The organism is Pseudomonas sp. ADAK7, assembly GCF_012935675.1.
Taxonomy (GTDB): domain Bacteria; phylum Pseudomonadota; class Gammaproteobacteria; order Pseudomonadales; family Pseudomonadaceae; genus Aquipseudomonas.
The window spans coordinates 497,984-516,902 of the sequence record NZ_CP052861.1 but is presented as its reverse complement, the minus strand read 5'-3'; the positions used below and the strand labels follow the sequence as shown (position 1 = coordinate 516,902).

Sequence of the window (18,919 nt, the reverse complement as noted above, 5' to 3'; positions counted from 1 at the left end):
GGGTGGGTGTTGCTGCTGGCCCGCGATAGGGCCCTGGCAATCACCACCCCCCCAAACCGTGACAGTCAAATCAGGACACCCACCCTTCCCGCCTGCCTGTTATGTGCAACAGACCTGCGGTTTTTATAGGGCGACAGTTAGAACACTTGGTTCCTAAAACCGGTCCTGACTACGTGGTTTCCAATCAAAAGTTGTAACTGACCCGCGTGTACAACGTCCGCCCAAACGGGTCGCCGTACTTCGGGTCGTAGCCGCTCTGGAAGGTGTAGGTCTGGTTGCTGAACGGCGGTTCGCGGTCGAACAGGTTCTTTACCCCGAGGGTCACGCCCAGGGTCTTGCGCCAGGTGTAAGTGCCCGCCACGTCCCACACGTTGTAGGAGCCGACGTAGTCGTGGGTCTCGCGGTCGGAGTCGTGGTAGCCGCTGGTGTAGCGGTTGGACAGGCTCGCGCCGAACGGTCCGCGGTTCCAGGTGCCGGTCAGGCTGTGACGCCAGCGCGCCACGGCACCGGCCGAGGAAAAGTCACCGCCACGGAAGTCGCCGAGCTTGTCGATGTAGTCGCCCTTGAGTTGCTGCTGATACTCGTAGCGGGTGACGTAGGTGCCTTGCAGGCCGATGCCGAAATCGCCAATCGAAGTGCTCGGCAAGCGATAGTCGAAGCTGACATCGACGCCGTTGGTTTTGATTTTGCCGAGGTTGGCCAGGCCGGTCACGATGTGGTCGATGGAGCCGTCCGGCTTGCGAATCAATCGTTCTGGATACAGTTCAGGATTCTCGAACACCGCCGATTCCGGGAATTCGGCGATCTGGTTGGCAATGTTGATCCACCAGAAATCCAGCCCGGTGGTCAGGCGATCAAAGGGTTGATAGACGAAGCCGAGTGTCACGTTACGCGCGGTTTCCGGGCTCAGTTCGGTGTTGCCGCCCGAGGTGCGGTTGAACTGCTGCGCGCAGTCGCGGTTGGCGATCCCGCCGTTGCTCGGGTTGCCGCCGGCGCACAGGCGCGGGTCGTTGTAGTTGGCGTTGGTGAACGAGGTGAAATTCGGGTTGTACAGTTCATACAACGACGGCGCGCGAAAGCCTTCGCTGTAGGCGCCACGCACCACCAGTTCCTTGAATGGCTGGAAGCGGAACGAGTATTTCGGGTTAGTGGTGCTGCCGAAATCACTGTACTTGTCATGGCGCACCGCGGCGGACAGTTCCAGGCTGTCGAGTACCGGCACGTTGACTTCGGCGTACTCGGCCGAGACGCTGCGATCCCCGGCCACACTGCCGTTGGGATCGACGCCGAGGCTTTGGATGTCGCCGGCAAACTGTGCGAAGTCCTGATGGAAGTCTTCCTTGCGATACTCGCCGCCCAAGGCCAGACCGGTTGGACCCGAACCAAACCAGTCGCCGATCTCGCGGCTGATCCGTCCGTCAATCGCCTTGACCCGACCGACCGCCGTGCCGTAATCACCGTCCACGGCGTTGGCTGCGAGCAAGGCATCCCCCGCCGCCGTCTGCGGGCCGAACGGGTTGATCACGCCGGTGGCAATACCCTGGCTCACAGCGCGGTCGTTGACGTAGCCGTCGAGGATCGAATTGACCACTTTGTTCTGGTTGTACGAAGCGCCGACGTTGTAATCCCAGCCCACCAGGTTCCCGTCGAAACTCAGCAACAAGCGTTGGCTGGTGTTGTCGTCTTCGTGCTGGCGCGCGCCGACATCGGTTTCACGCCAGTTCACGTCCACCGGTTGCGTCGGGTCGAGGGCAAAGCCGCTGGGGCCTGGGGTGACGCCGTTGCCCGGATAGTACGTGATGCCGGGGTTGACCTGATTGCCCATCAAGGTGCCGGGGCCGATCTGCGTGCGGTTTTCGTTGCGCGCCCAGAAGTATTCGAGGCTGACGTTGTGGTCGTCCGAGAGTTTGCCGGTGGCTTTGGCGAAGGCTGAGGTCTTCTCGGTTTCCGGCACCAGGTCGAGGTAATTCCACAGGCTCTGGCGGCAGATGCCGTTGCGCGACAACAGCCCCGGCGCGTTGCACCCGGAACCTGCCAACGGGTTGGTCGCGTTGCTGCCCTGGCTCCAGTTGGCCGGCGATGCGGTGCCGGAGGTGTAATCCAGACCGCGACCAGGCTGGTAGTTGTAGGTGTAACTGCGGTCCTCGGCGGCCAGGCGTTTTTGTTTGTCGTAGCTGACCACGCCGAACACGTTGAAGCGGTCGTCCTCCAGATCCCCGAAGCCCCAACTGCCGCTGAAGTTGTGGCTGTCTCCGCCGCCCGCATGAGTCGGCGTGTCGTAACCGGTGGTGAGTTGGCCGGTGGTCAGGCTTTTCTTGGTAATGAAATTGATCACCCCGCCGATGGCGTCGGTGCCGTACAGCGCCGAGGCACCGTCGCGCAGCACTTCGACCCGGTCGATGGCGGCGAAGGGAATGGTGTTCAAGTCCACGCCGGAGCCGTTGATCGCGCTGGTGGCGTTGTTGCTCAAGCGTCGGCCGTTGAGCAGCACCAGGGTTTTGTTCGGGCCGATGCCGCGCAAGTCCGCGTACGACGCGCCGCCGCTGCTGGAACCCACCGAACGCCCCGAGCCGACCGAGGACTGGTTGGCGGAGATGCGGCTGACCAGTTCTTCGGTGCTGGTCACGCCCTGCTCGCGCAACTGCTCGACCCGCAGGATGGTGATCGGCACGGCGGTTTCGGCGTCCACGCGGCGGATTGCGCTGCCGGTGACTTCCACGCGCTGGAGCTGGGTGGTGGGTTCGGCGAATGCTTTGGCTGAGGACGTTGTCGTCGTTGCGGCGCTGATCACGCCGTCGTCATCTTTCAAACCGCTGCCCTGCAAGGCCAGGGTCAACGCCTGGGCCTGGGTCAATTGGCCGTGGATCGCCGGGGCGTTGATGCCGTTCACCAGGGACTGATCAAAGGAAATCGGCGTGCCGGTCTGGCGCGAAATCCCCAACAAGGTCTGGTCCAGCGGCCCGGCCGGCAGGTTGAAATCGACACTGCTCGCGGCGAGGGCCGGCAGTGTATTCATGGCGAGCAGCAAGGCCAGGGTCAAAGGGGATTTGAGCGGTGGAAATTGAATCATGGACAGCCATCCCTGCGTTTGGTTTATGCAGGGTTGTGGGCTGGCGGGAGGGATTTTATAGAGCGGTGGTTAGACCGTTGGGTGATGAGGTTATGCCGTTTCTGTAGTCGCATAGCGATCGTTCCCACGCTCCGCGTGGGAATGCAGCCCGGGACGCTCCGCGTCCCAATGGAACGCGGAGCGTCCCTTGAGGCATCCCCACGCGGGAGCGTGGGAACGATCGGCGTGCAGCGGGTCAGCTACCAAAGTGATAACTCACATCCAGCCACCACTGCCGCCCATACGGGTCGTAATTGCCGGTCGGGTAATACGGCCAGCCGGCCGAGTCATCGTGCTTGATCTGGTTCAGCACGTTATTCACGGTCAGACCGACACTCGCCCGGTCATTCAACTTGTAGCGCGCGCTGGCATTGAATACGGTCCACGGCGATAAACGGCCATCTCCCGCGCCATTGGTGACGCTGCCATAACGGATGCCCATCAACGTCGCCGTCGCCTTCTGATATTCCCAGGTCAGGCTGGCGTTGACCTTGCTGCGCCAGTCGAAATTGGTCCGCGACGTGCGCCAGTCCTGGGTCGGTGCATCGTCGGATTCCTTGTAGAAGTGCGACAGCACCAAGGTGTAGCCCAGCGCCGAACTGAAGGCGCCGTACTGCCCAGCGCCCCAGCGAATGTTGCTCTTGAAGTCGAGTCCGCTGACCCGTTCGCTGGCGGCGTTGATCGCGTTGACGTTCACTTTGTTCAACTGGTTCGGGTCAACCGCTGCAGTCGCCAAGTTGCGATCAATCCGCGCCAAGGTCGATTGGCAACTGGCGGAGTTGATGTCCTGGGTGCCATTGCGGCAGGCGTTTTCGTCTTGCAGCAGACGGTTTTCATCGACGGTGGTCAGCAGGTCATCGATCTCCACCCGCCAAAAATCGGTGGAGAAATCGAAGTTGCGCGACGGCGACCAGACGAAGCCGTAGGTCCAGGATTTACCACGTTCAGACTTGAGGTCCGGGGTTCCGCTTTGGGTGTAATCGACGCGACCGCGATCGCAGGCGCCCTCCACGCCCTGGCTGCAACCGTAGTAGTCGATCTGCGCCGGGTAGTAACCGTTGCTGTCGGACTGATAGATGTAGTTGAGGTCCGGCGCGCGGAAACTGGTGCCGTAGCTGCCGCGCACCAACAGACTGTTGAGCGGACGCCATTCCAGGCCCAGGTTGTAGGTTTTCTGCTGCTCGGTGCGGCCGCTGAATTTGTATTGGTCCCAGCGTCCGGCGGCGGTGGCCAGCAGGCTGTCGGTGACCGGAATGCTGAACTCGCCACCCGCCGCGTAACGCTTGCGCGAGCCGCCCGAACTCTGGGATGGCGAGACGCCGTAGAAGGTGCCGTCGTTGAGCGCATCGTCGGTTTCGACGCGGTATTCCTGCTTGCCGGCCTCCAGAATCCCGGCGAAGCCCACCGGCCCGGCGTGCAAGTCGAACAATTCGCCATTGATCGAAGCGTTGTAGCTTTGGGAAACGGACTTGCTGCTCTGGGTCAGGTTGCCGCGAAACTGCTCCCACTCCTGGGGTGTCAGCGGCCGGTCGAGGCGCGAGGCGTCCGGGGCGAACACCGGATAACCGCCCTGCTCGCCCAGTTGCGGCCCGAGGTAGAAATCGCGGATGGTCGACAGCGGCGTGTAGCGCGTGGTGCGCACGCTGCGGTATTCCGAGCGGTTGGCCGCCAGTTCGTAGCTCCAGTTGCTGTCGGCAATCTTGTCCGACAGGCCGAGGGTGCCAGTCCACGAGGTGTCGCGCCATTTGCTGTTGTTGCTGGTGCGGCCGCCGATTTCCTCTTCGCCAAAACGCCGGTACCAGCGCTCAAGATTGCCGCTGTTCTGGTTGATGAAATCCGGCGAGGTGAAGGTCGGTCCACGGGTGTTGTTCTGGATGTGATCGAGGCCGTACATCAGGTCGGCGAACACTTGGCCGCTGTCGTTGAAATGCCAGGTGCCGCGGGTGTAGCCGTCGTAGTTTTCCTTTTGCGTCTGGATCGTCCAGTAATCGTTGTACGTCTGATCGGTTCGGCAGCGGCCGCCATTGTGGGTGAGTTTGTTGTCGAACACGCCTTGATAGGCGCCGCAACCCGGCCCCAGGTATTTGCCGCTGCTCAGGTCGCGGCGATAGCCGACATCGGCCAACGGGCTGCTCTGCATAAAGCCGCGATCCTCGGACCAGATCGGGTCGCGGTTGGTCAGTTCCAGGCCGAACAAGCCATCGAAGTCGCCCCAACTGCCGCCGCCGCTGAGTTGCAGGCGCTGATTGTCACCACCGCCGCGCTCGGTCGTGCCGCCCTTGAGGTTGACGTCGATGCCGTTCATTTGCTTCTTGAGGATGATGTTGACCACCCCGGCAATCGCATCGGACCCGTAGATCGCCGACGCGCCGCTGCTGAGGATTTCGATGCGTTCGATGATCGCCGAAGGAATGTTCGCCAGGTTGGTGAAGTTGACCTTGCCGTCGTACGGCGTCGGGTAATCGGCGACGCGCCGGCCATTGATCAGCACCAGCGTGTGGTTGGGACCGAGCCCGCGCAGGTTGAGCGCACTGGCGGCCGGTTGCCAGGTGTTGCCGTAGTCTTCGCCCTGGGTCATGCCGGTGTTTTGGGTCTGGGTAGCCAAGGCGTCGTAGACGTTTTTGTAGCCCCGGGCTTCCATTTCTTCGTGGGTGATGACGTTGACCGGTGTGGCGCCGTCGGATTGCGCACGGGCGATACGCGAGCCGGTGACCGTGACTTTTTCCATGCGGTAATCGGCGTTGCTGGTCGGGGCGACTGTACTGACTTTCGCCGTGGTGCTGGCCTCCTTCACCGTCAAACCTTGTTCACTGTGATCGACTTCCAGCCCGCTGCCCTGCAAGGCCCTCTCCACCGCTTGCCGGCTGCCCAACGCACCGCGAATGGCGGCGCTGCGTTTGCCTTGCACCAGGTTCTGGCTGAAGGAAATCGGCACGCCGGTCTGTCGCGAGATGTCCAGCAGCACCTCGTCCAACGGGCCGTTGGCGATGTCGAAGGTGAACACGGTAGCGATCGCTTCCTGAGCCCAGGCCGGCGCCGGACAGATGCCGATGGCCAGCGCGGCGGCCAGGGTCAGGTGCGGTAATTGTTGTTTGAGTGAAAACATCGAGAGGCTTCCCTGTTGACGGCGTATGCAGGGAATGAGCAGTCGCGTGGCGATTTTTATAGGGACGCGGATAGGCCAAGAAGTTATGGCGTTATAACCGCGCTTCGATGCTGACCCAATAGGCGCTGTGATACGTCACCCGAATCGGCAACGAATGCTCCAGCAACTGCAAGGTGCGGTCGCTGTCGTCCAGCGGATAGATCCCGCTCAAGCGCAACCCGGCGACCTCCGGGCTCAGGCGCAAAACCCCGCGCCGGTAACCGCGCAGGCTGTCGATCACTTCGCTCAACGGCCGGTCGCGGACTTCCAGGCGCCCCGACGTCCAGGCCATTTCATGGCCGTTAGTGTGTTCCAACGCAAGGATGTTCTGCCCGTCAAAACGCAAACTCTCCCCCGCCTCGACCACTTGCCGCGCACCGCCGCGGGTCACCACTTCAACCTGCGAGTGCAGCATCACCAACCGCGTCGAATCCTCACCCCGCTGCACCAGAAACTTCGTGCCCAAGGCGCGCATGCGACCGTGTTCGGTCTCCACCACAAACGGCCGTGTCGGGTCCTTGGCCACGTCCACCAGCAGCTCGCCTTCACGTAATTCCAGCAAGCGTTGACTGGCATCAAAGCGACTGATCACCCGGCTGCGGGCATTCAGGGTCAACGCGCTGCCATCGCCGAGGGTAAAATCGCGACGTTCGCCAGTGCCGGTATACAGCTCGCCCGCCTGAGGCAGCAGCCCATACCGACGCCCGAGCAAACCGGCAACCACCGCCAGCCCCAACACACTCAAACTGCCGGTGACAAACCGCCGTCGACTCGAAGGCGCATTCAAACTGTGCAACAGACTTTGGCTGGGCAAGCCGCGCAAAGCATTGCTGCGCAGCACATTCAACCCGCCGCTCATCTGCGCGATCACCTGCCCATGGCGCGGATCGGCCGCCCGCCAGGCCTCGAACGCCTCACGCTCCGGCGCACTGACGTCCCCTGATTGCAGCAACGCCATCCACTGCGCGGCTTCATCGACCACCGCCTCGTCCGGTCTCGGCAAGCTCATGCCTGGGCCATCGCCTGATAGCAGCGCTTGAACGCGTCCGCCATGTATTGCTGCACGCGACTGGTGGACACGCCGAGGCGTTCGCCGATCTGGCTATAGGTCAGGCCATCGAGTTGGTGATAGAGAAACGCCGCTTTGGCCTTGGCCGACAAGCCATTGAGCAGACGATCCACCGCCAGCAGCGCCTCGATCACCAACGCCCGCTCCTCCGGCGACGGATGCACCAGCGCTGGCGCCAGGGCCAGGCTTTCGAGGTAGGCGCGTTCCAGGTCCTGACGACGCCAGCCTTCATACACCAGGCGTCGGGCGATGGTGGTGAGCAAGGCCCGGGGTTCGCGAATGGCCAATGGGTCGGGCAATGCCAACACCCGCAAAAAGGTTTCCGAGGCAATGTCCTGGGCGCTGTGATGGCAGCCAAGCGTGCGACTGACCGAGCTGCACAACCACTGATAGTCCTTTTGGAACATCTGCCCGATCAACTGGTAATGAGGGTTCTGATTTCCACCCATGCCTTGCTCCCTCATGAAACGGGTCCGACCCGCTTCGAAAATCACTGGTTCTGCCGGGATCGTCCGGCTCTGGATTAGGGGAGCGACTGTGCAACAGGGCTTGATACATTTGAAGTAATAAAAAATCAGGATCTGCTAACCATCAGGAATAAGCAGCACACACAAGATTGATCCCGGTCAGGTGGATGTGCGCTTGCACTCTCTACTATCGCGCTTCCATCGAAAGCCAGGGACGGCTCATTGGGAGCCAGCGGCTAACCCGTTTCAAGGAAGAGGCAATCATGCGTTCACTGAAGATCATTATGCTGTCATCGGCCTTCAACGGCCTGACCCAACGGGCCTGGCTGGAATTGCGCCAGGCCGGGCATAGCCCCAGCGTCGTACTGTTTACCGACGAAAACGCGGTGTGCGAACTGATCGAACATTCCGGCGCCGACCTGGTGATCTGCCCGTTCCTCAAGGACCGTGTGCCACAACAGTTGTGGAGCAACCCCAAGCGCCCGCTGGTGATCATCCATCCGGGCATCATCGGCGACCGTGGCGCCAGCGCCCTGGACTGGGCCATCACCCATGAGCTCGATCGCTGGGGTGTCACCGCATTGCAAGCCGTGGAAGAAATGGACGCCGGGCCGGTCTGGGCCACCAGCGAATTCAACCTGCCCCAGGGCCTGCGCAAATCCGAGCTGTATAACGGGCGGGTCAGCGATGCGGCGATCCGCTGCATTCGCGAAGTCGTGGACAAATTCATCGCCGGTTATGTCCCGGTGTCGGTGGATTACAGCCAACACCAGGTACTGGGCCGCTTGCAGCCGAACATGAAACAGGCCGACCGTACGTTCAGTTGGCACGACTGCTCACGGTTCATCAAACGCAGCATCGACGCGGCCGATGGTCAACCAGGGGTGCTGGCCAGTCTGGCCGGCGGTCAGTACTACTTGTATGACGCACATCTCGATTCTCGTACCGGCACGCCGGGGCAGATTCTGGCGGTGCATGACGACGCGGTACTGGTGGCAACCGGTGATCACAGCCTGTGGATCGGCTCGTTGCGGCGTAAACCGCTGCCCGGTGAAGAAACCTTCAAGCGCCCGGCCCGGCATGTGCTCGGTCGGCAGTTGAGCGAAGTGCCGACCCTGGACTGGTCGATTGCCTCCCACCCGTTCAACCTTGAGGCCTATCAACCGATCAGCTATCGCGAGTCCGGCCAGGTCGGCGAGCTGACGTTCGAGTTCTACAACGGCGCCATGAGCACCGAGCAGTGCCAGCGGCTGGTCGAGGCGCTGCGCTGGGCCAAGGCCCGGGACACTAAGGTTCTGTTGATCAAGGGCGGGCGCGGCAGTTTTTCCAATGGCGTGCACTTGAACGTGATCCAGGCCGCCGAGGTGCCGGGGCTGGAGGCCTGGGCAAATATTCAGGCGATTGACGACGTCTGCGAGGAACTGCTCACGGCCCGGCAACTGGTGATCAGCGGCGTGACCGGCAGTGCCGGGGCTGGCGGTGTGATGCTGGCGCTGGCCGCCGACATCGTGTTCGCCCGCGCCGAGATCGTGCTCAATCCGCACTACAAAACCATGGGCCTGTACGGCTCCGAATACTGGACCTACAGCCTGCCCCGCGCCGTCGGCCAGGCCATGGCGGAACAACTGACCGAACAATGCCTGCCGGTCAGCGCGACCCAGGCCCTGCAACTGGGCATGGTCCAGGAAATCGGCCCGCGTTGCCCCGATGAGTTTGGTCTGTGGCTGTTGCAACGGGCCAATGGCGCGTTGAACGATCCGGCGTATGCGGCCATCCGTGAGCGCAAGGGGCGCAACGATACGCAACTGATGCAGCATTGCCGGAATGCGGAGTTGGAAGAAATGCACCTCGACATGGTGCAAAACCGCAAACAGTTCGCCGAGAAGTGCGGCAATTTCGTGTTCAAGCGCAAGGCGTGTGGCACACCGCAGCGGTTGGTCGCGGGGTGGTCGCGGCAGGTCGAGTTAACCGAGTAATGATCGTTCCCACGCTCTGCGTGGGAATGCAGCCCGGGACGCTCTGCGTCCCACTGGAACGCGGAGCGTCCCTTGAGGCATTCCCACGCAGAGCGTGGGAACGATCATCTTCAAGGCTGTAAAAGAAGCGCCACCAACGCCGTCCACCCCGTCTGATGGCTGGCCCCCAACCCGCGACCGGTCTCGCCATGAAAATATTCATGGAACAACACCAGGTCGCGACTGGCCGGGTCGGCCTGCAACTGCGCATAACCGGCCATCGACGGCCGATTACCCGCTTCATCCCGCAGAAACAGCTTGGTCAATCGCTGGCTCAAGCTGTCCGCCACTTCCTCCAACGAGGCCAGAAACCCCGACCCCGTCGGATATTCCACGGAGAAATTCTGATCGTAGTACCGGTGAAACTCACGCAAGGATTCGATCAGCATGTAATTGATCGGCATCCACACCGGCCCGCGCCAATTCGAGTTGCCGCCGTACAGCCGCGATTCGGATTCCGCCGGTTCATAGTGCGCGCACAGGCTGTCGCCATTGATCCGAATACCAAAGGGTTGCTCCGCGAAAGCCTTGGACAGGGAACGAATACCGAACGCCGACAAAAACTCACTCTCGTCGAGCATGCGCTTGAGCAAGTCCTTGGTCCGTTCGCCCCGCAACAGCGCCAGCAACATGCGATTGCCTTCGCCGGGTTCGGTCCAGCGCGACACCAGACTGGCCAGGTCCGGGCGATGGCGCATAAACCCCAGTAACCGTTCGCGCAAACCGGGCAAGCCTTCGTGTTCGTGCTGCTCCAGCACCTGCACGGCGAAGAGTGGCATCAGCCCGACAATCGAGCGCAAACGCAGCGGCTCATTCACCCCATCGGGACGGTGCAGCACGTCGTAGAAAAATTGATCCTGCTCATCCCACAAGCCTTCGGCCTCGGAGTCGATCTTGTTGATCGCCCCGGCGATGTAGAGGAAGTGCTCGAAGAACTTCACCGCGATGTCGACATACACGCTGTTGCGCTTGGCCAGTTCCAGGGCGATGCGCATCAGGTCCAGCGCATAGGCTGCGACCCACGCCGTGCCGTCGGCCTGATCAAGCTGATAACCGGGCGGCAGAATCGCCGAACGGTCGAACAGGGCGATGTTGTCCAGCCCCAGAAAACCGCCCTGGAACAGATTGCGGCCCTCGGCGTCCTTGCGGTTGACCCACCAGGAAAAATTCAGCAGCAGTTTGTGGAAGATCCGTTCGAGAAAGTCCATGTCCCCTGTCCCGGTCAGCGCCTTGTCCTGCTGATAGACGCGCCAGCAGGCCCAGGCGTGGACCGGTGGGTTGGCATCGTCGAAGCGCCATTCGTAGGCCGGCAACTGGCCGTTGGGGTGCATGAAGCGGTCTTTGACCAGCAGCAACAATTGATGCTTGGCGAACCCCGGATCGATCAGCGCGAACGCCACCGCTTGAAAGCCCAAGTCCCACGAGGCGTACCACGGGTACTCCCAGGTGTCGGGCATCGAGACGATGTCGAAATTCGACAGGTGTCGCCAATGGGTGTTGCGGATGTGCGTGCGCTCGGGGGGTGGCGCCGGTTGTGTCGAGTCGCCGTCCAGCCACTGGTTGACGTCGAAATAGTAGAGCTGTTTCGACCAGAGCAACCCGGCCAGGGCCTGGCGTTGCACATTGCGCGCGTCGGCGTCTGTGATCTCGGCTTGCAGCGCGGCGTAAAAGCCATCGGCTTCGGCGCGGCGCCGTTCGAACAAGGTCCGGGCATTGATTTGCGGGGAACCGGCCGGGGCAAAGCGCAGGAAGACGCTGCGGGTTTGGCCGGCGTCAAAGCTCAGGATGAAATGCGCCGCGACCTTGGTGCCACTGTCACGGCGCACGGCATCAGTGGCGCCCTCGACAATGAAATCATTGATCCCGTCCTTGAACGGACCTTGCGCCGACACGCCATCGAGCTTGGGGAAGTTGCTCTGGTTTTCGCAGAACAGCCATTCGCAATCGGCCTCACCCCACGCGGTGGCTTGGCGGTCGGCCAATTGCGGGTGCCGGGCGAGGACCTGATCGCCATCGAGGGTCAGGCTGGGTTTCTGGCCGTCGGCGACCCAGCTCCAGGTGTTGCGCGCCCACAGGTGCGGCAACACGCGCAGGCGCGCCGGTTGCTCGGCGCGGTTATGCACGGTGACGCGCATGAAGACATCGTCGGCGGTGTGCTTGGCGTACTCCACGGTCACGTCGAAATAGCGGTTGTCGTCGAACACGCCGGTGTCGAGGATTTCATACTCGGTGTCGGCCAGGCCCCGGCGAGCGTTTTCGGCCACCAGATCGGCATAAGGGAATTCGCCCTGCGGGTATTTGTAGAGCATGCGCATGTAGGCATGACTCGGCACGCCGTCGACGAAGAAATACAGCTCCTTGACGTCCTCGCCGTGGTTGCCTTCGCTGTTGTTCAGGCCGAACAGGCGTTCCTTGATGATCGGATCGCGCTCGTTCCACAAACCCAGGCCCAGGCACCAGTGCTGGGCCTTGTCGCTGAACCCGGCCAGGCCATCCTCGCCCCAGCGATAGGCGCGGCTGCGCGCATGCTCGTGGGGAAAATAGCGCCAGGCATCGCCGTCACGGCTGTAATCCTCGCGCACCGTGCCCCATTGCCGTTCGCTCAAGTAAGGCCCCCACTCGCGCCAGTCCGGGGCCTCGCTGCCGGCCAGGCGCTGGCCTTCAGGGGTGTCGAGGACAGTGGCGGTGGGTTTTGCCGGCATGAGGTCGTCCGTTGGGGCGGGAGATGGGTGCAGTGTAGTGCGCGGGGGTTGGGGGGAATGTGAAAACTCTGACACCTTGGAATCACCGCAAATTGCCCGTAGCAGCTGTCGAGCAGCGCGAGGCAGCGTCCGGCGGCGAAGCCGTCGTCGATCCAGCCACCTGGGTTACCTGATACACCGTAGTGTCTGGTTTTACGACGGCTTCGCCGCCGGACGCTGCCTCGCGGTGCTCGACAGCTGCTACAGGGGCATTGTGAGGTAGGCGTAGACAGGCGCGGCTCTTACAATGCGGACACCTTCAGCACCGGCCACCCCATGGACATCGACCTCGCCCGCACCTTCCTGGAAATCGTCCGCCACGGCAGCCTCGCCGCCGCCGCGGAAAAGCTCCACGTGACCCAGACCGCCATCACCGCCCGGGTGCAGAAACTCGAAAGCCAATTGGGCAGCACCCTGTTCGTGCGCAACCGCGCCGGCGCCCGTCTGACGCCGAACGGCGAGGCCTTTGTGGTCTACGCCAATCAACTGGTGCAAACCTGGGAAGCCGCGCGCCGCGACCTGCCATTGCCTGAAGGCTATCGCGACGTGTTGCACATCGGCGGCGAAGTCAGCCTGTGCAATCCGCTGATGCTCAGTTGGGCCGCCGAGCTGCGGGAGAAAATCCCCAGCCACGCCCTGCGCATGGAAATCCGCGACGGCGAAAACCTGCTGCGCCAACTGGAGCTGGGGGTGCTCGACGCGGCGTTGGTCTATCAGCCCGAATACTGGCCGCGCCTGCAAGTGGAGCAGATACTGGAAGAAAAACTGATCCTCGTGCGTTTGGCCGGCCAACCCGATCCCTACGTCTACATCGACTGGGGCCCGGATTTCCGCCGCCAACACGACGCCGCCCTGCCGGAAAAGGCCAAGGCTGCCTTGAGTTTCAACCTCGGCCCGCTGGCCTTGCAGTACCTGCTGGAGCACGGCGGCAGCGGTTATTTCCGCACTCGGGTGGTGCAAAGTTACCTGGAAAGCGGCGTGCTGGAAGCGGTGGCCAAGGCCCCGGAATTCAGCTACCCGACCTACCTGGTTTACTCCCGCGACCGCGATTCGGCGACCCTGCAACAGGCCTTCGATCTGCTGCGCAACGTGATCAAGACCGACGATGACTGGTCCCAGCGCTGGAACCCGTTGGGCTGAGTCCATCAAGTGGCGCTTGTGCCCTCAAGGTTCGCCAAGCCTGCGCGGCCGGATCGGCTAATCTGCTGTGATAACAACAATCGCAGGTGAGCGCAGTGAGGCAGACCACCCAGGCTTTTCGCAGCCGTTACCGTGCCGACATCCATCGGCTTTACAACCCGTGGCTGCACGGCGTCTTTGTGCTGCTGTTCGGCATCCTGGCCATCGGCGGTTTCTGGCGCACCGTGCAGCAGGTCCAGCCGCTGGAATGGCTGGCGGTGCCGTTGACGCTGCTGTTCTTCAACTTCGGCGTGTACATGGTGCATCGCCACTTGGGGCACCACAAAAAGAGCTTCGCGCGGATGTTCTATGCGCGGCATGCCGGCGATCATCACAGCTTTTTTACCCCCGGCCACATGACCTACGACAGCGCCCGGGACTGGCGGGTGATTCTGTTCCCGGCCTGGTTGATCGTGATTCATACCGTGGTCATCACCCTGCCCCTCTGGTGGCTGTTTTCCCAAGTCAACGCCAATGTTGCCGGGCTGTTCGGCGGCTGCATGGTCCTGGGCTACCTGACCTATGAAGTGTTCCATGCCTGCGAGCATTTGCCGCCGCGCAACCCGATCACGCGGCTGCCGTGGATCCGCCAGATGCGTCATCTGCATGAACTGCATCACCGCCGCGAAGTGATGCAGGAGCGCAACTTCAATATCGTGTTTCCGCTGATGGACTACCTGTTCGGCACCCTGTACTGGGAGCCGGAGCACGCCAACCCGCACCCGACGAGAACGCCCATGACCCGCATGCAGCACCAGATCGACATTGCCGGCAACCCGATTGCCGTGCTCGCCTACGCCAGCACCGTGACCCGTTGGCCGGAGTGGCATCCGTCGTCGCTCAAGGTCGATGGTCAGGGCGGGCCGTTGCATGCCGGGTCGCGCTTCGAAGAGGACATCCGCGCCGGCGGGCGTGACGGCCACTTGAGCTGGGAGGTCGAGGAGTATTTGCCGGGACGGCGCTGGAGTGCCCAGGCCCGGGGCGATCATGGTTTGTCGCTGGTGGTGACCTACGAGTGCGAGGCGCTCGGCGACGGCACGCGGTTTGTCCGCACCCTTGATTACCAGTTCAGCGGCCTGGGTATGCGCATCGCCAATCAATTGCTGCTCAAGCGGCGGATCGAGCAGGAATCGGCGGCGTCGATGCAGGCATTGCGCGACATGGCGCAAAAACATCTGGCCCCGGCAGGAGTCAGCGCGTGAGAACAGCCTTCAGGTTTCTGTTGTTGCTGATTGTCGCCACTGCCGCGTTTTTACTGCTGATGCCGAGCAAAGTCGAACCGGTGGCCTGGACACCGACACCGGCGCCGTCACTGGCCAGCGGCGTGTATGCCGACAATCAAAAGCTCAAGGACGTAGAACGGGTCGGCGCCTCCGACATCGACGGGCCAGAGGCGTTTTTGCTGGAAAACGATCTGTTGATCACCGGTTTGCACGACGGCCGGGTGATTCGCAGCAGCCTCGATGGCAAGGTCACTAAAGTGCTGACCGATACCGGCGGCCGGCCGTTGGGGCTGGCCCGGCATCCCAATGGCTTGCTGGTGATCGCGGACGGGGTCAAGGGTTTGCTGTCCCTTGATGCCCAGGGCCGGGTGATTCCCTTGACCACTGCGGCCAATGGCGTGCCCTTCGGTTTTACCGATGACGTGGCCATCGACAAGCCCGGGCATTATGCGTACTTCAGCGATGCGTCGAGCCGCTGGGGCTACGGCAAGGACGGTGAGGCGATCATCGAGCATGGCGGCGACGGGCGTTTGCTGCGCTATGACTTCCAGACCGGCAAGACCACCACATTGCTGGACAAACTGGAGTTCGCCAACGGCGTCACCCTCGGGCCCGACGATGCCTATGTACTGGTCAACGAAACCGGCGCCTATCGCATCAGCCGTTATTGGCTGAGCGGGCCGAAAGCCGGGACCCATGATGTGTTTATCGACAACTTGCCGGGGTTGCCGGATAACCTGGCGTTCAATGGCCGGGATCGCTTCTGGGTAGCGCTGTATGCCCCGCGCAATAAGCTGCTGGACGCCACGGCCCCGCACCCATTCGTGCGCAAGATGATTGTGCGGGCGATGATGGTGCTGCACACTCCGGTGGAGAAGCGGGCGTTTGCGTTGGGGCTGGACCTGGACGGCAAGGTGATTGCCAATTTGCAGGATGCGGGCAGCGGCAATTATTCGCCGATCACCTCGGTGCGTGAGTATGGGGAGTGGTTGTATTTTGGCTCGTTGAAAGAGCAGCACATGGTGCGATTGCCGCTAAGCAAGGCCTTGAACTGACCCAGCATCTTCGCTACATACCGCTCCTACAGGGGGTCGGCCTATGTGAGGGTCAGGCAAATCAACGCGGATCAATCTCGCCATCATGCTCGGCGTTGTCGGTTTCTTCGCGCACCCGCTCCGGGTCGAGGTCGGTGCCGTCGCGCTGCTCCATCGGCTTGGCGCCTTCGTTGTTCGGCAGTTCGTCGATGCCCGGTTCGTCCTCGGGGTGGACGGTCGTGCGGCCAGGGCTCAGCGGTTCGGGATGGGTCGGGATCGGGTCGTACCCGCCCTGCTCTTCACTGGGGAATTTTGGCTCTGTCATAAGGGCACCTCTGAGAAGCGAGTCATGGATGGAGAGACTCTGTACTTTCGAGGTGCCGGGCTTTATCGCCGTTCCAATTATTCAGTCACCGGTCGTCGGTGGCTCAGGAAGACGTCTGGAGTTGCTGGACGATCTTGTCCTTGACCAGCAATCGCTGCTCCTTGAGCTTTTTCAGGGTGTCGTCGCTGGGTGCATCGGATTGGGCGGTTTCAGCCTTGACCACCTCATTGTCCGCCTGCACATACTTATTGATCAGTGAATCCAGTAACGGATCCGTGGTGCGTTTTTCCTGGATAACTTCCTTTGGAATGTTCAGGTCCAGATAAAGGTTGTGTGGCACCGGCATGGAACACCTCCGTTTGTTGATCGGTAGCAAACGCGATCAATTGCGTTCACCAACCATCAGAATGGCCTCGGTTACCCGGTTCTGTCGACCTCCTGTCAGACCAGCGGTGGCCGTTCGTCGTCGTTTTGCATTTGCGATCAAACCTTTCGTCGAGTCCCGGCCTCCATTGAATAACGATCACCTCGATCGCTTATCAAACCCGTGTGGAGAATAACCAATGGACGGATTCACCCTGCGCCACCTCGCCCTGGCCGTTGCCTTGAGCACCAGCATGGGCACCGCGTTTGCGGCCACTTCCAATGATTTTGTCGACAACGCCGCAGCCGGCGGCATCGCTGAAGTCGAAACCAGCAAACTGGCCCTGGAAAAAAGCTCATCGGCGGATATCAAGTCGTTCGCCAACATGATGATCACCGATCACACCAAGGCCAATGATGAGCTGGCGGCCCTGGCGAAAAAGCATGACATCGAGGTGCCGGACAGCACGACGCTGGTCAAGCAGGCCAAGGCGAAAATCCTCGACCTGCGCGATGAATCCTTCGACGCGGCCTACGCCAACAATCAGGTGAAGGCCCACGAAGACACCATCGCGCTGTTCAAGAAAGAAGCCGAAACGGTAACTGACGACAAAAAACCGGGAGCCACCGAACTCAAAGGCTTCGCGCAGAAAATGCTGCCGGCGCTGGAAAAGCATCTGGACGCGGCCAAAGCCCTGCAAGCGAAGCATCCAAGCAAATAACCCGGGCAAAAAAAACCGCATCCGGTCGATGCGGTTTTTTTTCGTCTGCGGCTAGCCGCCATCGGTGTCGATATCGGCATCGGTGTCCTCACCGGGTTTTGGCCGGTCGGGATGCGGTTTGAAGCCGGGGCTGAACTCGTTGTCGTTGTCGGTGTGGCGGTTCTTCTGGTCGACCGCGGCGTCGGCGCTGTCCGGCTGGGCGGTTTTTTCGCCCTGGCTGCGATCACCTTCACCCGGGACCTGCGGGTCAATCGCCGGGTCATTGCGATCTACCGGCGCCCCGGATTGATCCTGTTGCTGGGATTGCTCTTTCATAGCTACCTCGTTCGTCACTGCACATGCGCGGCTGGAAACAGTCGGGCCATGAAGATTCGAAGCCATAGGCGGCGCAGGGTTCAATTGGATGCAACGCGCCTCCCGTTGGATGAAACGCGTTCCCCTGTAGGAGCGAGGCTTGCCCGCGAAGGCGTCTTTGAAATCGCCATCGCAGTTCAGCCATGCGCCTAAAAAAGCACGGAGCAAAAGATCGCAGCCTTGTGCAGCGCCTACTAGAGTTCTGCTCAGGATGAAAATATGCTGCCGTGGGCGAACAACTATTGCGCACGGCAAATGTCACTGATTTGCGCCGATCATTTTTGGGAAATCGGTCACTACTATTCAAGGAGTCAAGACACATGGCGGCACTGCACAGCAACACACTCGATGCGATGAAGAAAACCCAGGCGCAATTGCTCGCCGAATGGACGAACAGCCTCGAGGCCAGTGGTGCCACGCGCAACATCAAGGAGCAAGACCTCAAGCAACAGACCTCGGATTTCCTGCAACTGGTCATTAGCGGGCTGGAGCGTGGCAACGGGCAGAACATCGCCGCCCCGGGCTGGGACGAGATTCGCCAGTTCCTCGAAAAGCTCTCCCACAGCCGCGCCCTGCTCGGCCAGGACTCGCAACAAACCGCCAGTTTCATCTTTTCCCTCAAGGGACCGATGTTCAGCCTCCTGCAAACCCAGTACAGCGACAACCCGGCGTTGCTGGCCGAACAACTCTGGGAAGTCTCCGAACTGCTCGACGCCCTGGGCATGCACACCATTCGCACCTTCCAGAAATCCCGTGAAGCGGTGATCAAGCGCCAGCAGGAAGAATTGCTGGAGCTGTCGACCCCGGTGGTCAAGCTCTGGGATGGCGTGCTGGCACTGCCGATGATCGGCACCCTCGACTCGCAGCGCACCCAGGTGGTGATGGAATCGCTGCTGCAACGGATCGTCGACACCGGCTCGGAAATCGCCATCATCGACATCACCGGCGTGCCCACCGTCGACACCCTGGTGGCGCAGCACCTGCTCAAGACCGTCACCGCGATTCGACTGATGGGCGCCGATTGCATCATCAGCGGCGTGCGTCCACAGATTGCGCAAACCATCGTCCACCTCGGACTGGATCTGCAAGGCGTGGTCACCAAGGCCAACCTGGCCGACGCCTTGAAACTGGCCTTGACCCGCCTGGGAATCACCGTCAGCAAGGCGGTATGAG

The 18,919-nt window shown here is 61.6% G+C and carries 14 protein-coding genes; 6 read left to right on the top strand and 8 right to left on the bottom strand.

The window, feature by feature from the left end:
- Positions 1-184 precede the first annotated feature (184 nt).
- The 4 genes from HKK53_RS02405 to HKK53_RS02390 all read right to left on the bottom strand — a co-directional run bounded on the left by HKK53_RS02405 (position 185) and on the right by HKK53_RS02390 (position 7,772).
- Entirely contained in the window at positions 185-3,070 is a 2,886-nt protein-coding gene (locus HKK53_RS02405; protein WP_169369167.1) for a TonB-dependent receptor, read from the bottom strand.
- A gap of 235 nt (positions 3,071-3,305) precedes the next feature.
- Entirely contained in the window at positions 3,306-6,215 is a 2,910-nt protein-coding gene (locus HKK53_RS02400; protein WP_169369166.1) for a TonB-dependent receptor, read from the bottom strand.
- 91 nt (positions 6,216-6,306) lie between these two features.
- Complete coding sequence (locus HKK53_RS02395) at positions 6,307-7,263, bottom strand: FecR domain-containing protein (protein ID WP_169369165.1); 957 nt, start codon at positions 7,261-7,263, stop codon at positions 6,307-6,309.
- Positions 7,260-7,772 carry a sigma-70 family RNA polymerase sigma factor gene (locus HKK53_RS02390; protein ID WP_169369164.1) on the bottom strand — a complete coding sequence of 171 codons (513 nt, stop codon included), beginning with the start codon at positions 7,770-7,772 and terminating at the stop codon, positions 7,260-7,262. The genes HKK53_RS02395 and HKK53_RS02390 overlap by 4 nt, the downstream gene beginning before the upstream one ends.
- Positions 7,773-8,053: 281 nt before the next feature.
- Between HKK53_RS02390 and HKK53_RS02385 the strand changes: the two genes are divergently transcribed.
- The gene (locus tag HKK53_RS02385) at positions 8,054-9,766 is read left to right on the top strand and encodes a hydrogenase maturation protein (RefSeq protein ID WP_169369163.1); all 1,713 of its coding nucleotides are present in this window, start codon (positions 8,054-8,056) and stop codon (positions 9,764-9,766) included.
- Between the two features lie 110 nt (positions 9,767-9,876).
- On the opposite strand, the gene HKK53_RS02380 is transcribed toward HKK53_RS02385, so the two are convergent.
- A complete protein-coding gene (locus HKK53_RS02380; protein WP_169369162.1) occupies positions 9,877-12,507 on the bottom strand; it encodes an MGH1-like glycoside hydrolase domain-containing protein in 2,631 nt (876 codons plus the stop codon).
- A gap of 315 nt (positions 12,508-12,822) precedes the next feature.
- Here HKK53_RS02380 and HKK53_RS02375 point away from each other — a divergent pair, with 315 nt between their 5' ends.
- From HKK53_RS02375 to HKK53_RS02365, 3 genes are all read left to right on the top strand, one after another.
- Positions 12,823-13,686: a LysR family transcriptional regulator gene (locus HKK53_RS02375; protein ID WP_169369161.1), complete on the top strand. Its 864-nt coding sequence runs from the start codon at positions 12,823-12,825 to the stop codon at positions 13,684-13,686.
- 95 nt (positions 13,687-13,781) lie between these two features.
- Positions 13,782-14,927, top strand: a complete 1,146-nt coding sequence (locus HKK53_RS02370; protein WP_169369160.1) for a sterol desaturase/SRPBCC family protein — start codon at positions 13,782-13,784, stop codon at positions 14,925-14,927.
- Entirely contained in the window at positions 14,924-16,003 is a 1,080-nt protein-coding gene (locus HKK53_RS02365) for an SMP-30/gluconolactonase/LRE family protein (protein ID WP_237150657.1), read from the top strand. The genes HKK53_RS02370 and HKK53_RS02365 overlap by 4 nt, the downstream gene beginning before the upstream one ends.
- A 61-nt stretch (positions 16,004-16,064) precedes the next feature.
- Here HKK53_RS02365 and HKK53_RS02360 read toward each other — a convergent pair whose 3' ends face one another.
- Complete coding sequence (locus HKK53_RS02360; RefSeq protein WP_169369159.1) at positions 16,065-16,307, bottom strand: hypothetical protein; 243 nt, start codon at positions 16,305-16,307, stop codon at positions 16,065-16,067.
- A gap of 103 nt (positions 16,308-16,410) precedes the next feature.
- Positions 16,411-16,653: a YdcH family protein gene (locus tag HKK53_RS02355; protein ID WP_169369158.1), complete on the bottom strand. Its 243-nt coding sequence runs from the start codon at positions 16,651-16,653 to the stop codon at positions 16,411-16,413.
- A gap of 217 nt (positions 16,654-16,870) precedes the next feature.
- Between HKK53_RS02355 and HKK53_RS02350 the strand changes: the two genes are divergently transcribed.
- Entirely contained in the window at positions 16,871-17,392 is a 522-nt protein-coding gene (locus HKK53_RS02350) for a DUF4142 domain-containing protein (RefSeq protein ID WP_169369157.1), read from the top strand.
- Between the two features lie 51 nt (positions 17,393-17,443).
- Here the strand turns inward: HKK53_RS02350 and HKK53_RS02345 are convergent, their stop codons facing one another.
- A complete protein-coding gene (locus HKK53_RS02345; RefSeq protein WP_169369156.1) occupies positions 17,444-17,707 on the bottom strand; it encodes a hypothetical protein in 264 nt (87 codons plus the stop codon).
- Between the two features lie 359 nt (positions 17,708-18,066).
- Between HKK53_RS02345 and HKK53_RS02340 the strand changes: the two genes are divergently transcribed.
- Complete coding sequence (locus HKK53_RS02340; RefSeq protein WP_169369155.1) at positions 18,067-18,918, top strand: STAS domain-containing protein; 852 nt, start codon at positions 18,067-18,069, stop codon at positions 18,916-18,918.
- The last annotated feature ends 1 nt before the right edge of the window (position 18,919 follow it).

What these genes read in the sequence shown, in the direction of transcription:
- HKK53_RS02405 (WP_169369167.1), bottom strand. Translation starts at nt 3,070, where the DNA reads ATGATTCAATTTCCACCGCTCAAATCCCCTTTGACCCTGGCCTTGCTG.
- HKK53_RS02400 (WP_169369166.1), bottom strand. Translation starts at nt 6,215, where the DNA reads ATGTTTTCACTCAAACAACAATTACCGCACCTGACCCTGGCCGCCGCG.
- HKK53_RS02395 (WP_169369165.1), bottom strand. Translation starts at nt 7,263, where the DNA reads ATGAGCTTGCCGAGACCGGACGAGGCGGTGGTCGATGAAGCCGCGCAG.
- HKK53_RS02390 (WP_169369164.1), bottom strand. Translation starts at nt 7,772, where the DNA reads ATGGGTGGAAATCAGAACCCTCATTACCAGTTGATCGGGCAGATGTTC.
- HKK53_RS02385 (WP_169369163.1), top strand. Translation starts at nt 8,054, where the DNA reads ATGCGTTCACTGAAGATCATTATGCTGTCATCGGCCTTCAACGGCCTG.
- HKK53_RS02380 (WP_169369162.1), bottom strand. Translation starts at nt 12,507, where the DNA reads ATGCCGGCAAAACCCACCGCCACTGTCCTCGACACCCCTGAAGGCCAG.
- HKK53_RS02375 (WP_169369161.1), top strand. Translation starts at nt 12,823, where the DNA reads ATGGACATCGACCTCGCCCGCACCTTCCTGGAAATCGTCCGCCACGGC.
- HKK53_RS02360 (WP_169369159.1), bottom strand. Translation starts at nt 16,307, where the DNA reads ATGACAGAGCCAAAATTCCCCAGTGAAGAGCAGGGCGGGTACGACCCG.
- HKK53_RS02355 (WP_169369158.1), bottom strand. Translation starts at nt 16,653, where the DNA reads ATGCCGGTGCCACACAACCTTTATCTGGACCTGAACATTCCAAAGGAA.
- HKK53_RS02350 (WP_169369157.1), top strand. Translation starts at nt 16,871, where the DNA reads ATGGACGGATTCACCCTGCGCCACCTCGCCCTGGCCGTTGCCTTGAGC.
- HKK53_RS02345 (WP_169369156.1), bottom strand. Translation starts at nt 17,707, where the DNA reads ATGAAAGAGCAATCCCAGCAACAGGATCAATCCGGGGCGCCGGTAGAT.
- HKK53_RS02340 (WP_169369155.1), top strand. Translation starts at nt 18,067, where the DNA reads ATGGCGGCACTGCACAGCAACACACTCGATGCGATGAAGAAAACCCAG.